Below are 15624 nucleotides of genomic sequence, written 5' to 3' on the forward strand. Positions count from 1 at the left end.
GGCTTTTTTATTGTCCGGGGGTCCCGAGAGTCTGGTTGAATAGAGGTGGCAAATGATGGGTATTCTGCTGACAGCCGCTTTTTAGGGGACGAATGTCAGGCAAAATACTGATGTTCCACAGGTGCTTTTTTTCACATGAAAAATCTATCGGAAATTGTCGGAAATTAACCTTCAAAAAGTGGACATCCCTGACATGGAATGAGAAAATAGCAGTTATAGATTAAAAAGACAAAGGACGGGATCACTCATGACAATTCGTTTCGGGGTCATTGGCACCAACTGGATTACAGACCGTTTTATTCAGGCTGGACTGGAAAATGAGGATTTTATTCTGACTGCGGTTTATTCCCGTACAGAGGAAAAAGGCCAGGCTTTTGCCGCCAAATACGCGGGAGCTGCGATTTATACGAATCTGGAGGATATGGTGTCCAGCCCGGAAGTGGACGCTGTGTACATAGCCAGTCCTAACTCCATGCACGCCGAGCAGGCGATCATCTGCATGAATCACGGCAAGCATGTTCTCTGTGAGAAGCCGGCCGCTTCCAACAGCAAAGAGCTGAAGCTTATGATTGAAGCTGCCCGTACCAATGATGTGCTGCTGATGGAAGCAATGAAATCGACGATGATGCCTAACTTCACCGTAATTAAAGACAATCTTTATAAGCTTGGCACAGTGCGGCGTTATTTCGCCAGCTATTGTCAATACTCATCCAGATACGACGCGTACCTGCAGGGGACTGTGCTGAATGCGTTCAACCCGGAATATTCCAACGGCTCGCTGATGGATCTGGGCATTTACTGTCTGTATCCGATGGTGACGCTGTTCGGTAAGCCGGATGGGGTCAAGGCAACCGGCTACATGCTGTCCTCCGGGGTGGATGGCGAAGGGAGCATGGTCATGAGCTATCCTGATATGGATGCCATTGTTATGCACTCCAAAATTACCGATTCCTATCTGCCTGCTGAAATTCAGGGGGAGAACGGAACGATGGTCATCGATAAAATCAACCAGCCGTACCAGGTCAAAATCCATTACCGCGACGGGACGGTTGAGGAGCTTACAGTCCCTCAGGTGTTCGAGGCGATGTATTATGAGGCGCATGAATTTATTGAGCTGCTGAAAAACGGCCAGCGCGAGAGCAGCATCAACAGCCATGAAAGTTCGCTGGCGGTAGCGGAAGTTATGGAGGAAGCGAGACGGCAGATCGGCCTCCGCTATGCGGGTGATTTATAGTGAGATGGAAATGGGGAGCAGCACTTGAAGACATTTAAAAAGGTATACATCGAGATTACAAGCGTCTGCAACCTGGCCTGCAGCTTTTGCCCGCCGACGGAGCGGACGAAAAACTTCATGAAGCTGGACACCTTTAACAAAATTCTGGATGAGATCAAGCCGCACAGCAATCATATCTATCTTCATGTTAAGGGAGAGCCGCTGCTGCATCCGAAGATCGGCGAGCTGCTGGATGCTGCGCATGCCAAAGGCTTTAAGGTCAATATAACGACTAACGGAACGCTGATCCACAAAGCCGGCCCGAAGATTATCGGCAAGCCGGCGCTGCGGCAGATGAACTTCTCCCTGCACAGCTTCGACGGGCATGAGGGCTCCGAGAACCGCGAGGGCTATCTGCGGGAGATTATTTCGTTTGTCCGCGAAGCCTCGGCACAGGGCGTGATCATCTCCTTCCGGCTGTGGAATCTGACGGAGGACAATCAGACCAACGTGACGCGGATGCGCAACCGCGAGACGTTAGCGGTGCTGGAGGAGGCCTTCGATCTCGATTACCGGATTGAAGAAAAGGTGGTTCCCGGCAGCGGCGTCAAGATTGCGCCGCGCGTCTATCTGAACCAGGACCACGAGTTCAGATGGCCGGCCCTGCATGAGCCGGAGGATGACGGCAAAGGCTTTTGCCATGCGCTGCGCAGCCAGGCAGCGGTGCTGGTCGACGGCACGGTGGTGCCGTGCTGTCTGGATGGCGAGGGCGTCATCAACCTCGGCAACCTGCATGAACAGCCGTTCTCCGAGATTATCGAGGGCGAGCGGGCGAATAATCTGTTCTACGGCTTCTCCCGCAGGGAAGCGGTTGAGGAGCTGTGCCGCAAATGCGGGTACCGGCAGCGGTTCGGGACCTGATAAGAAGTCTGTCTACAACAAAACCTCTCTTTTAGTGAAATGGAGTGTAAACTTCCATTTTGCTAAAGAGAGGTTTTTTAGTTTTGATGCGTGCCGGAAACCGATTCAGAGGTCAGCCTTTGATGATCAAATCTGCCTGAATCAGGATTTTTTCGAAGCTGGTACCGGGATTGAGGATTCTCCACAGCATCTGGTCCACGGCCCGCATGCCAAGCAGACCCTTATCGACATCAACGGTTGCGAGCAGAGGCAGTGCAGGATATGTGTTATCAAAGCCGGTGAAGGCCAGATTGGCGGGAACAGGAATGCCCATGTATTCCAGCGTTTCAAGCGCGAACAGCGCGTACGTATCGTTGGCGCAGATGAAAATATCAGGCAGGCCATGCTCGGTAACTGCAGCGGCAAAGGTCTCCCTGAACTTGTCGATCTCAGGCCCGATCAGGGCAGGAATCTGGCTAAGTCCAATCCCTTTATCCTCCAGTGCCGCGCGGAAGACAAGGAAGCGTTCGTAGAAGCTTTCAGCATCGCGGATGTTGCCGATGAACTGGAAATTTGTATATCCCTTCCCGATGGCCAGGCTCATCAGTTCCTTCATGACAGTCATGTTATCGGTAAAGATGGAATCACTCCTGAACCCGGGGGCAGCGTGATCCACCATCATCACCGGAATCCCGAGGCTCCTGATCTCCAGCAGAATGGGGGTAGAAATCGAGCCGACCGTAATCACACCCATTATGGCTTCGGGATGCAGAAGGGAGAACAGGGAGTCTCCTCGGGGTTCGGTTAAGGTCACTACATTGATGCCCCGCTGGTCCAGCCGGGAGGAGATGCCGTTAAACACAGGACCCCAGTATAAGGATTCCGGATTCTGGTAGCGGACGTTGGGAAACAGAATCACAATGGTCCCGGACCATTTACGCGAATCCAGATCCACTGGCCCGCCCGGAGCTTTTGCCGGCAGAGAGTCCTTGAAATAACCAAGCTGGCCGGCGGCTTTGAGGATCGTGTCCCGGGTCTGGGTGCTGACTCCCGGTTTGTTCGATAAGGCCCGTGAGACCGCAAATTTGGATAGTCCCGTGAAATCCGCTATAGATTGAATCGTTACTTTGCGTCGCATAAAATCATCCTACTCTAGTGAGATTGGTCAACATATCAAAAGGGGCCGTATTACAATTCTACATGAAGAAGGGCGGACTCACACATCTTTTTTGAATGAAAAGTAAAAATAAAAAACTTTAAATAAGAGACTGTTCATAAATATTGTGCAATATATTGTTTTGTATTTTGTTATTTTTGTTATTTATTAAGTGATAAAACGTTGAAAAAACGTTCATTAAATTAGGTTTTGATACATAAATTAGAAAATAAAAGCGTGTTAATACTAAAAAACGTCAAAATAGGATTGACCGTTTGCCTAACGGGTGGTAATATTTGTTATGCAAAATAAAAACAAAAATAATAACAAATGAAAAGGTGGTATGCCGAAAAGAACGGGTTTTCTGCAAAGTTGTTATTTTTTTATACACGTCTGTAAGCGCTTTAATTAAATTACGGGAGGTTATACGAATGAAAAGAGTGAAGGGGTATTCCGTGTTATTGCTGTGCCTGGTCTTTCTGCTTACAGCCTGCAGCGGCGGGAATAATGCAGCGAACAGTCCGAAAAATAACCCGACTGCGGAGCCGGCCGCAACAGAGGCGGTTGCAGAAGCCACGGCAAAGCCAACAGCAGCACCTGTGGATATGGGCGGACGCGTTATTAAGGTAGCTGCCTGGTGGGACCTCAAGCCGGCGGGGAACTCCGCTTCCGAGAAGGAACGGCTGGCCAAGATTGCCGAAGTGGAAAAGAAATACAACTGCAAATTTGAATTCGTGAATGTGCCGTTTGAAGAGTTTATGCCGAAGTTTACAGCTACTGCGCTTACAGGAGAACCCTTTGCCGACATCGTGATTATGGAGTACAACTCGGCATGGCCGGCCATTCTCAAGGGACAGCTGATGAAGGTCAGCGAGTTCACAACGGCGGAATCCAATATTAACAACGAAGCGACACTGCTGGTCAAAGCCCCGCAGATCGCCAATGAATATTACGCTTTTGCGGAGCCGGGAACCGGCGGCGCAGGCCTGCATTACAACCGCGACCTATTCAAGAAGCTGGGCCTGCCTGATCTGCAGGAGGTATATGCTAGCGGACAATGGAACTGGGATAAGTTCATTGAAATCGCCAAGCAGGCCACCAAGGATACCGATAATGACGGCAAGATCGACACCTACGGTTTCTCGGGCTGGGCTATCGACATCCTCCGCAATTTCTCCGCAGCCAACGGAGGCAAAATTGTTGACGAAGCTACAGGCACCCAAGGCCTGACTGATCCTAAGGTCATTGAAACCGCTGAATTTATTAACCGTCTCTACAATGTGGAAAATGTCATGAAGATCAAGGGCACTGACAAAATCGGCTATGACGAGTTTAACACCTTCAAAGACGGCGATGTGGCCATGTTCCCTGCTCCGGTGTGGAATCTGGGCGATCTGACCTTTGATTTCGGTGTTGTGCCGTTCCCTAACGGCCCGTCGGGATCACCGGAGGTGACGTATGCGGATAACGGAAAAAATGCCTTCTTTATTCCTAAAGGTGTAAAAGATCCGTCGGCTGTGTACCAGGCGTTCGAGGAGACGTATGACATTACCCAAACCGGCGATTTCCCGAGCCAGGAATGGCTGGAAAGCATCTATGCCCATGAAGAGGATGTAGCCATGCTGCATGATCATATCAACAACACAGGCCAGATTCTGCTGGAAACGGCTTATCCCGAGTTCCCGACCAGCGGCTACATGAGAGATATTATCGTAGATAACCAGTCGGTTACAGCGACTGCCGAGAAGTATAAACCGGAAGCAGAAGCTTCCATTGCCAAGCTGGGCAAGTAACAGGAGCGGCCCGGGCCGCTTTTGCGGCGGGGGAGCCTGCGGGCTCCTCCTGCTGCATACAGGTAAGATTTCACCACAGTAAGTTGAGCCTTCCCGTACAAGGGGAACTGCTGCTTCTGCTGTAAGGAGGACTTCTGGTGACCGGTAAAACTAGCCGTTTTCAACTGGCCAAGAATATAACGCTTGCCGCTTTAGCCTTGTTGCTTATGCTTCCGGCAGGCTTGAACGTACAGGCAAATGCAAGTGATCAGGCAGTACCGGCAACAAAGAATGCGCAGGCGGCAGCTGCTGCCGGGGAGATTCCGGACGGTGCAGCCCTTGCAGAAGGAACAGCAGCCTTTAACCAGGATAAGTACGCAGCTTATCTCGAGGGGTATAAGGATGCCGCCAGACCGGAGCATGAGATCATTATTGAGGCAGCGGATTACAGCCTGGCCGAGGACAGCGGAATCAGCAGGCTGTCTGATTACGAGGGGATGGCCGGAGAGTCCTTACTCACCAGTGAGTCGGGCAAAGTGGAGTGGACGGTCAGCGTCGCTGAAGCCGGTCTCTACAATCTGTCCATGCTGTATTATCCGGTAGCAGGCAAAAGCTCGGCAATCGAGCGTGCGCTGTACATCGATGGAGAGCTGCCTTTCCGCGAAGCTGCCTTTCTGCAGTTTGACCGCATCTGGGTGAATCAGCTGGACCAGCTGGAAACGGATAATCAGGGCAATGACCTGAGACCCAGACAGCTTGAGCAGCCGCGCTGGAGCGAGAAGCCGTTTCAGGATTCTGACGGGTATGAGAATGAGCCCTTTTTATTTTATTTTTCCAAAGGCACACATACGCTGGGACTGGAATCTTCCAGAGAGCCGGTTATCATCAGGCAGCTGAAGCTGTACAAGCAGCCTGAGCCGCTGTCCTATGAGGAGCTGAAAAAGCAGCTGGATGCCGCCGGTGCCCAGCCTGCGGATAATCAGCTGCTGGTTATTGAGGGAGAAGCGGCAGCAGCCAAATCATCTCCGACGCTATACCCGCTCAGCGAGCGTTCCAGCTCTGCTGTTCATCCCTACAGCTCTTCCAAAATAAAAATAAACACCATTGGCGGATTTAACTGGCGGATACCCGGCCAGTGGATTGAATGGGAAATCGATGTTCCTGAGACCGGGCTATATAAGATGGCCTTTAAGACACAGCAAAATTTCGTAAGGGGAATTTACTCCACCCGCCGGCTGACCATTGATGGCGTGGTACCCTTTGCGGAAATGGCCATGGTCCCTTTCCGCTATAAAAGCGGCTACCGGCTGGATGTTATGGGCGGAGATGAACCCTATCTGTACAATCTTGAAAAAGGAAAGCATGTGGTACGGCTTGAGGCCAGTCTGGGCGAGTTCGCTCCGCTGATCCGCGAGGTGGAGGAGAGCCTGTACAACCTCAATTCGATGTACCGCAAGATTCTGATGATTACCGGTACAAAGCCGGATGAATACCGCGATTACCAGCTGGATAAGAAGGTGCCGGATATGCTGGAGGTATTCGGGTCCGAGCATGACCGGCTGAGAAGCGTCGCCAAACAGCTGGCCCGGCTGTCGGGACAGTCCAGCGACCAGGAAGCGCTGCTTAAGACGATGGCGCAGCAGCTCAGCGAGCTGATCGAGGATCCGGATACCATCCCGAGAAGACTTACCGCCTACAAGACGAATACCGGCGGCCTCGGCACATGGGTTCAGCAGGCCAGAGAGCAGCCGCTGGAGATTGACGCGCTGTATGTGGCTTCGCCGGATAGGAAGCTTCCGAAGAAAGGGATGGGCTTTGGCTCGAAAATCAAACACGAGACAGCTACCTTCCTGGCCTCCTTCTTCACGGATTACAACCAGATCGGGAATGTATCCGATGAGGATGACCAGAAGTCTGTCACCGTATGGATCGGCAGCGGACGCGATCAGGCGAATACGATGAAGGCGATGATCGATGAGACCTTTACCTCAGAAACCGGCATCAATGTGAATCTGAAGCTGGTGAATATGTCCACACTGCTGCCGGCGACACTGGCCGGACAAGGTCCCGATGTTGCGATGCAGATCGGCACAGATCTTCCTGTTAACTTTGCCATGCGTAATGCGGCAACAGATCTCACGCAGTTCGCAGACTACAGCGAAGTGGAGAGCCGCTTCCGCGACAGTGCGATGGTGCCGTTCCGGTATGACGGCGGAGCTTATGCCCTGCCGGAGACCCAGACATTCAATATGCTGTTCTACCGTAAGGACATTCTGGAGGAGCTTCATCTTGAGGTGCCCCAGACGTGGGAGGATGTATCCACGCTGCTGGCTGTGCTCAGCAAGAACCATATGCAGTTCGGTCTTCCTGTTGTAATCCAGTCTGCTATTCAAGGGCAGAATATTCCGCCCAACTCGATGTATGCGGCACTGCTGTTCCAGAACGGCGGACAATTCTACCGTAACGGCGGGGAGGAGTCGGATCTCGATTCCCGGACCGGTATTGAAACGTTCAAGCAGTGGACGGAGTTCTACACCGATTACAAGCTTGAAAAGGAGTATGACTTCGCCAACCGGTTCCGGACCGGGGAAATGCCTTTTGGCATAGCGGATTATACCGTCTACAACCAGCTGTCTGTATTCGCTCCGGAGATCCGGGGCATGTGGGGCTTTGTGCCGATCCCCGGAACCTTGAAGGAGGACGGCACTATCGACCGTACGGTCTCGAGCGGCGGAAGCGGCGTCATTATGATGGAGAAGGCGGAAGATAAGGACTCGGCCTGGGAGTTCATGAAATGGTGGACCAGCGAGGAGACGCAAACTGTGTTTGGACGCGAAATGGAAGGCCTGATGGGGGCTGCCGCGCGTTATCCGACCGCCAACATCAAGGCGCTGGACAGTCTGCCCTGGCCGGTTGACGACTACGATAATCTGAAGGCCCAATTTGAGTGGGCTGAGGGTGTGCCTGAGGTGCCTGGGGGATATTTTACAGGCCGGCATTTATTCAATGCCTTCTACAAGACGGTAGTCGGCAATGTGGAAGCCCGGGAATCCATCATGGACTACGTTCAATATATCCAGGATGAGATCAGCACCAAGCGCAGAGAGTTTGGCCTATAGCAGCAAGGGGGAGGAGCAAGCCGTGCAGAATTGGTGGAGCCTGAAATGGCATGAGATAAGAGCCAATAAGCATTCGTACTTTTTAATGGCACCGTATATGATCCTGTTCGCCGTATTTACGGTGTTGCCTGTCCTGGTGTCGATTGTGCTCAGCTTCACATATTTCAACATGTTAGAATTTCCGAAGTTTATCGGCTGGCAGAACTATACCCGCCTGTTCCTGGAGGATGATGTTTTCCTGATTGCCCTCAAAAATACGCTGCTGTTCGCAGTGATTACAGGGCCCATCAGCTACATTGCCTGTTTTGTATTCGCGTGGATCATCAACGAGCTGTCACCCAAGCTTAGGGCGGTAATGACACTTGTCTTCTATGCGCCTTCCATTTCAGGCAACGTCTACTTCATCTGGCTGATGATCTTCTCCGGTGACCGGTACGGCATTATGAACGGCCTGCTGCTGCGCTTCGGCTTCATTCTGGAGCCGATCCTGTGGCTGAAGACGGAAGGCTATATTATGCCGATTATCATCCTGGTGCAGCTGTGGCTCAGTCTGGGAACCGGCTTCCTGGCGTTCATCGCCGGCCTGCAGACGGTAGACGGTACTTTATATGAAGCCGGAGCTGTCGACGGAATCAAAAACCGCTGGCAGGAGCTATGGTACATCACACTGCCGTCGATGCGGCCGCAGTTAATGTTCGGCGCCGTAATCCAGATTACGACCGCTTTTGCCGTAGCCGATGTCTCGATTGCCCTGGCCGGGTTCCCGAGTGTGAACTATGCGGCGGAGACGATCGTCACGCATCTGATTGATTTTGGCACCACAAGATTTGAAATGGGATACGCGTCAGCAATTGCTACTGTGCTGTTCCTGATCATGGTCGCCTCGAACCTTATTGTACAAAAGCTCCTTAGAAAGGTGGGTGAATAATCATGAATATCCCCTTTCAGGTTAATGCCAGAAGGCGGATCGGACACGCGGTCCGGATGCCCAAAAAACGGGTGAACCGTTCAGCCTGGGGCACGTTTTCCTTATTCGCCCTGCTGACACTCTTCGGGGCCTTTATGATTCTGCCGCTTGTTTATGCCATTAATAATGCATTCAAGCCGCTGGATGAAATTTTTATTTTCCCGCCGACCCTGTTTGTCCGCCATCCCACGCTGAATAATTTTGTTGATCTGTTTAACCTGCTCGGCAATTCGTGGGTGCCGTTCTCAAGGTATATTTTCAACACGGTGTTCATTACGGGTGCAGGCATTATCGGACACGTCATATTCGCCTCTGCGGCGGCATATCCGCTGGCCAAGCATCATTTTCCCGGCAAAAAAGTGCTGTTCACCATCGTCGTCCTGTCGCTGATGTTCACGCCGGCTGTAACGGCTATGCCTAACTACATGATTATGTCCTGGCTGGGGCTGATCGACACGTACTGGGCCGTCATTATACCGGCATTCGCCTATTCTCTGGGCCTGTATCTGATGAAACAGTTTATGGAGCAGATTCCGGATGTGCTGCTGGAGGCCGCCAAAATCGACGGTGCCAGCGAATACCGCATCTTCTGGACAATCGTTATGCCTAACGTTAAGCCGGCCTGGCTGACCCTGATTATTCTGCTGTTTCAGATCCTGTGGGGCAGCGACGGCAACGGCTTCATCTACAGCGAACAGCTGAAATCGCTTCATTTCGCGGCTGGCCAGGTGGTAGCTGGAGGTATTGCCCGATCCGGTGCGGCGGCGGCGGTAGCGCTGATCCTGATGAGCGTGCCGATTACGCTGTTTGTTTTTTCACAGAGCCGGATTATCGAGACAATGGCTACTTCAGGAATGAAGGACTAGGGGGGAAGGCAGTTGATTGCAAAAAAGTGGCTGCTTGCGGGGACAGTGGCATCCCTGCTGCTGAGTTGTGCGGCTCCCGCGCCGGTGCATGCCGAGGCCGTGCCATATGAGAGCTATAACTACAATTACTGGGAGGAAGCCGTGCCTGCTCCGGCAGCGTACATTCCCGACCGCACCCTTACAGGCAAGGATCTTGGAGTGGGGGATTTCCTTGACCCCGCCGACATGGTCGTTGCGGACAGCGGGCTGATCTATATCGTGGACACCGGGAATGCCCGGATTATCTGCCTGGACAGCAGCTGGAGGGTCGATAAGGTCATCACCGGCTTTGACAACGCCGGGAAGGAAGAGACCTTTAAGAATCCGTCGGGCCTTTATGTGAATGACGAGGGCAATCTGTTCGTGGCCGATACGGACAACGGGCGCATCGTCGTGCTGTCCCCGGACGGGGAGCTGCTGCGGATGATTGAGCAGCCCGAATCGGATATTCTGCCGGCGGACTTCAAGTTTATCCCCGTTAAGGTAACGGTGGACCAGGCGGAACGGGTCTATGTCATTGCCAAGGGTATTTTCGAGGGCATTATGCAGTTTGACGAGAACGGCGTGTTCATTGGCTACGTCGGCACGAACAAGGTCAAGCGCGACTACACCGAATACATCTGGCGGATGTTCTCCACCAAGGCGCAGAAGGCGCAGATGGCACTGTTCGTCCCTACGGAATTCTCCAATATTGATGTGGATGACAAAGGCTTCCTGTATGCAACGAATATTGATCCGGGCTCCAAAGAGCCGGTCAAGCGGCTTAACCCTTCCGGCGAGGATGTACTGAAACGGTTCGGCTACTTCGATGTTCTCGGGGATATCCGCTACCGCATGTCGGTGGGACCGTCCAAGTTCACGGATATCAAGGTGCTGCCGGACGGCAGGTACAGTGCGCTTGATGCCAATCAGGGTAAGGTGTTCACTTATAACGATGAAGGCGACCTTCTGTATGTATACGGCGGCAAGGGCAACCAGACCGGGACGTTCAAAATACCGGCAGCCATCGAGTACGCCGCCGGCAGCCAGCTCGTGCTGGACCGGGGGAAGGGCAATATCGTGGTTTTCAAGCCGACCCGGTTCGGCAGTATTGTGAATGAGGCGGTCGGCTATCATTACAACGGCGAGGATGCACAGGCGGTTCCTGTCTGGAAGGAAGTCCTGAAGCTGAATGCCAACTATGATATCGCGTATATCGGCATAGGCAAGTCGCTGCTGATGGAGAAGAACAACAAGGAGGCAATGAAATATTTCAAGCTCGGGTTGGACCGGGACGGTTATTCCGTAGCCTTCAAACGGTACCGCAGAGAAGTGATGCAGGAGCATTTCGGAACCTTCCTGACCTCGGTAATGCTGCTGGCTGCCGTATGGATTGCCTACCGGATCTTCGGTTTCTGGAGAAGAAAGCGGCAATCCCGGGCTTCCAGGCAGGCTCCGCACAACCTTAAGGAGGGGAACGCCCATGAGGCAGGATTTCATTAAATTCCCGCTGCACCTCATTGTGCATCCGTTTGACAGCTTTTGGGATATGAAATATGAGGGCAAAGGAAAGCTGCGGGTAACACTGACCATTCTGCTGCTTGTGGTGATTTCCATGATCCTGAAGGATCAGTTCGCAGGCTTCCTGGTCAATTATAATGACCCGCGCCATTTAAACAGCATTGTACAGCTGTTTACCGTAGTTTTTCCGTTTTTCCTGTGGTGCCTGTCCAACTGGGCCATTACAACGCTGATGGACGGCGAGGGGAAATTCAAAGAGATCATGATGGCTACAGGCTATGCGCTTGTTCCCATTGTCATTATTTATACTCCGATGGTGGTGGCCAGCCGGTTCATGGCGGAGGAAGAAACGGCCTTCTACTATCTGATGATGTCAGTGGCATCCATCTGGTTCATCGGGCTGCTGTTCGTCGGCATTATGACCGTGCACCAGTACACCGTGCTCAAAACGGTTGTCACGATGCTGCTTACGGTAGTCGTTATGGGCATCGTTGTATTCCTGGGAACACTTGTCCTGAGCATGCTTCAGCAGATTACCGAGTTTTTTATCAACATCTACCGTGAATTGATTTTCCGTACATGAAGGAGGCCGCATCTGTGAAAAACCGAAAATTACCGGCTGCGGTGCTCGCCTGTGCCGCAGTCCTCTGTATCATCGCCGCAGCTATTCTGTACTTCAGCTCCCGCGGAGCGGAAGCTGTTGAGGCCTCCGCCTACATGGAGGTGACGGCTGAGCTTGAAGCGGGAAGCGAGCTGGCTGCACTGCCCGATTCCTCCGGCGGTGTGCCCGGTATGCTGCTGGCAGCGGATGATGCAGAGCTGTCCCTGTACTATAACGCTGAAACGGCCGAGATAGCGGTGAAGGATAAGCGGACAGGTCAGATCTGGTACAGCAATCCGGCAGGCCGCAATGAGGATACGCTGGCCTCTGGCTTTGAGAAGGAGCTGCTGTCCTCGCAGCTGACCGTACTGTTCCGCGACGCTGTAGGGACACTGGAATCGTACACCAACTTTGCCCAGAGCATCAGCAGCAAGCAGTTTACGGCCGAGAGCCTGAAGAACGGGCTGCGGATTACTTATACCATCGGGGATACGTCGGCAGGCATTGATGCGCTACCCCAATATATCAGTCAGGCCCGGCTGGAGGAGGCAGTGCTCTCCAAGCTGGATGCAGCGACCGCAAAATATGTTGCAACCCGCTACTATCCGAAGGACGGCAGCCCTGAAATCATGGAGCGGATCGATGCCCAGGTTTCCAAGCCGCTGGTACTCAAGAAAATGACCGCTGCCTTTGCGCTGGCGGGCTATTCTGCCGAGGATCTGGCGCAGGATAATGCGGAGAACGGAATCGGCGGGGGAGCGGGAACGTCCAAGCCCAATTTCATTATTCCGCTGGAATACCGGCTTGAGGAAGGCTCGCTGGTCGTGAAGGTTCCTGTGAGCCAGGTCAAGGAGAGCGGGCAATATCAGATCCGCAGTCTGGAGCTGCTTAATATGTTCGGCGCTGCGGACCAGCTGACGGACGGTTATATGCTGGTTCCTGACGGCTCCGGCAGCCTGATCCGTCTGAACAACGGCAAAGTGAAGGAAGAGCAGTATGTGCAGCGCGTGTACGGGCCGGACCCCAATGACAACAGCTACCGGCGCGGCCAGGTCAGCCAGAATGCCCGGATGCCGGTATTCGGCATGAAAGCCGGGGATGGCGCATGGTTTGCTGTCATTGAGAAGGGTGATGCGATCGCCAGTATCGCCGCCGATATCAGCGGCAAAAAGAATTCCTACAATTTCATTCACAGCAGCTATTCCTTGCGCGGCGAGGATGAGCTTGAGCTGTACACGGGAGCGACCATTCAGGAAATACAGCTGCTTAGCGAAGAAATTTACAAGGGCGATATTCAGGTCCGCTACAGCTTCCTGAATGGGGATAAAGCCAGCTATTCGGGGATGGCAGAGCTGTACCGGGATAAGCTGGTTGCGGAGAAGTCGCTCACGCCTCTGGCAGAGGAGCAGAGCATTCCGTTCTATCTGGATATGCTGGGCGCTGTCGACAAGCAGAAATCGCTGCTCGGCGTGCCTTACCGCTCCGAGATTTCCATGACCTCCTTCCGGCAGGCCGCACTGATTGCCGGGGAATTGAAGCAGGACGGCATCGGACGGCTGCTGATGCGGTACACCGGCTGGTCCGGCAAAGGCGTGAATCACTCCACGCCCGATAAGCTGAAGACCGAAAGCGTGCTTGGCAGCAAGTCGGAGCTGACCGCGCTGAGGGATCAGCTGGCACAGGCCGGCGGAACCCTGTTCCCGGATGTGGCTTTCCAGCAGATTTATCACAACGACGGCGGGTTCACACCCTCTTCCGATGCGGCAAGGTTTGTCACGCGGGAGGAAGCGGAGCTGTATCCTTACAACCGGGCGCTGAACCGGATGGATATGACGCTTGGAAGCTACTATTTGTTATCACCAGCCAAGCTGCCCTATTATGTGGACGCTTTTATGGATAAGTATGCCGGCTTTGGGATGGAAGGCGTGTCTCTGCGGGATCTCGGCAATGTGCTGAGCTCCGATTTCCGGGCCAGCCGGGTGATTCAGCGGGAAACGGCTAAAGCCATCGTGAAGGAGCAGCTGGACAGGATCAGCCAGGATGTCGGGCAGACCATGGTTTCAGGCGGCAACGCCTATGCCTGGCCTTATGCCGACCATCTGATTAATGTTCCTGAATCCTCAAGCGGGTTTGCGCTTACGGATGAAACGGTACCCTTTTACCAGATGGTGGTCCATGGCTTCATCAGCTATACCGGGGCACCGGTCAACCTGAGCGATGAGCAGGATATGCACACGCAGCTGCTCAGCTCTATTGAGCTGGGGTCAGCGCCTTATTTTTCATGGTCCTATGAGCCGTCTTCGAAGCTGAAGTTCACGCATTTTGACAGTATGTATGCGACCTCCTATAAGGACTGGTATGATCAGGCGGTTTCCATGTACAAGGAAGTGAATGAGGTGCTTGCCCCGGTACAGCGCGCGCAGATCGTAAACCATATACGCCATCAGGAGGGTGTTGTGGAGGTGCAGTACAGCAACGGGATATCTATCTATGTCAACTACACCGGCAAGGATGTCTCTGTGCAGGGAACAGCAGTCGGTGCCGGACAATATGTGATTGAAGGTGAACCGTCATGAACGGAAACAAGCTGAGCCTGCAGCATAAACGCTCTTTGCTGGGAATTGCTTTTATAACACCATGGCTGCTCGGATTTATATTCCTGTTCGCAGCACCGCTGCTGCGGTCCATCCAATTCAGCTTCAGTAAATTAACCGTTGATCCTTCGGGCTTTACGCTGGACGGAGTGGGCTGGGCTAATTTCAACAATGCTCTGTTTGTCGATGCAACCTTCAACCGCGTCCTGACCGAATCGGTCTGGGATATGGTGCTGAATGTGCCAATGATCCTGTTCTTCAGCCTGTTCTCCGCAACGCTGCTGAACCAGAAGTTCAGGGGAAGAATCGTCGCCCGGGCCATCTTTTTTCTGCCGGTTATTCTGGCCTCCAATGCCATATCGGCAGCAGAAGCTTCGGGGCTGATCAATCTGGTCGGTGATGCAACCGCGGTGAATGAACTGGGCCAATCAGGCTCCCAGTACAATGTCATGTCCATGGTGATGATTCTGAGCGATATCGGTCTGCCGCTGTCGTTCGTGGACTACATTGTGGATGCCATTCTGCGGATCTATGAGATTATAACCAGCTCGGGTGTGCAGATTCTGATTTTCCTTGCTGCACTGCAGTCCGTTCCCGGAGCGATGTATGAGGTTGCGAAGATTGAAGGGGCGACCGCCTATGAATCCTTTTGGAAAATCACGTTCCCGCTCGTGAGTCCGCTTATCCTGACTAATGTAATCTATACAATCATCGACTCCTTCTCGGGCAGTGCGGTAACGAAAATGATCTTCACAACGGCGTTCACCACCCAGAACTTCGGGCTGAGTGCGGCGATGTCCTGGATCTATACGGTGATCATAAGCATCATCCTGGTCATAGTGGGCTATGTGCTGTCCAAACGGGTGCATTACAACTGATTCATGCAAAGGAGGATAC

Annotated in this window: 11 protein-coding genes; 10 read left to right on the top strand and 1 reads right to left on the bottom strand. The window is 52.9% G+C overall.

Going from position 1 to position 15624, the window contains the following annotated elements; all coding sequences use genetic code 11:
* The first annotated feature begins 247 nt into the window (after positions 1–247).
* Positions 248–1234, top strand: a complete 987-nt coding sequence (locus tag NST84_RS04070; protein ID WP_342564363.1) for a Gfo/Idh/MocA family oxidoreductase — start codon at positions 248–250, stop codon at positions 1232–1234.
* A 24-nt stretch (positions 1235–1258) separates the two neighbouring features.
* A complete protein-coding gene (locus NST84_RS04075) occupies positions 1259–2134 on the top strand; it encodes a radical SAM/SPASM domain-containing protein (protein ID WP_342564364.1) in 876 nt (291 codons plus the stop codon).
* A gap of 112 nt (positions 2135–2246) precedes the next feature.
* On the opposite strand, the gene NST84_RS04080 is transcribed toward NST84_RS04075, so the two are convergent.
* Positions 2247–3251: a LacI family DNA-binding transcriptional regulator gene (locus tag NST84_RS04080; RefSeq protein ID WP_342564365.1), complete on the bottom strand. Its 1005-nt coding sequence runs from the start codon at positions 3249–3251 to the stop codon at positions 2247–2249.
* Between the two features lie 449 nt (positions 3252–3700).
* Here NST84_RS04080 and NST84_RS04085 point away from each other — a divergent pair, with 449 nt between their 5' ends.
* From NST84_RS04085 to NST84_RS04120, 8 genes are all read left to right on the top strand, one after another.
* Positions 3701–5062, top strand: coding sequence for an extracellular solute-binding protein (locus tag NST84_RS04085; protein WP_342564366.1), 1362 nt, complete (start codon positions 3701–3703; stop codon positions 5060–5062).
* A gap of 137 nt (positions 5063–5199) precedes the next feature.
* Positions 5200–8160, top strand: a complete 2961-nt coding sequence (locus tag NST84_RS04090) for an extracellular solute-binding protein (protein WP_342564367.1) — start codon at positions 5200–5202, stop codon at positions 8158–8160.
* 22 nt (positions 8161–8182) lie between these two features.
* Entirely contained in the window at positions 8183–9088 is a 906-nt protein-coding gene (locus tag NST84_RS04095; RefSeq protein WP_342564368.1) for a sugar ABC transporter permease, read from the top strand.
* Between the two features lie 2 nt (positions 9089–9090).
* Positions 9091–9993 (top strand): carbohydrate ABC transporter permease, encoded by a 903-nt coding sequence (locus tag NST84_RS04100; RefSeq protein ID WP_342564369.1) that lies wholly within the window; start codon positions 9091–9093, stop codon positions 9991–9993.
* Between the two features lie 12 nt (positions 9994–10005).
* Entirely contained in the window at positions 10006–11514 is a 1509-nt protein-coding gene (locus NST84_RS04105) for an NHL repeat-containing protein (protein WP_342564370.1), read from the top strand.
* Positions 11495–12115, top strand: coding sequence for a YIP1 family protein (locus NST84_RS04110; protein ID WP_342564371.1), 621 nt, complete (start codon positions 11495–11497; stop codon positions 12113–12115). Before NST84_RS04105 ends, NST84_RS04110 begins: the two co-directional genes overlap by 20 nt.
* A 14-nt stretch (positions 12116–12129) precedes the next feature.
* Complete coding sequence (locus NST84_RS04115) at positions 12130–14709, top strand: DUF5696 domain-containing protein (RefSeq protein ID WP_342564372.1); 2580 nt, start codon at positions 12130–12132, stop codon at positions 14707–14709.
* Positions 14706–15605 (top strand): sugar ABC transporter permease, encoded by a 900-nt coding sequence (locus NST84_RS04120; RefSeq protein ID WP_342564373.1) that lies wholly within the window; start codon positions 14706–14708, stop codon positions 15603–15605. The genes NST84_RS04115 and NST84_RS04120 overlap by 4 nt, the downstream gene beginning before the upstream one ends.
* Positions 15606–15624: the final 19 nt, after the last annotated feature.

This window comes from Paenibacillus sp. FSL R7-0345, assembly GCF_038595055.1.
Classification (GTDB): domain Bacteria; phylum Bacillota; class Bacilli; order Paenibacillales; family Paenibacillaceae; genus Paenibacillus_AQ.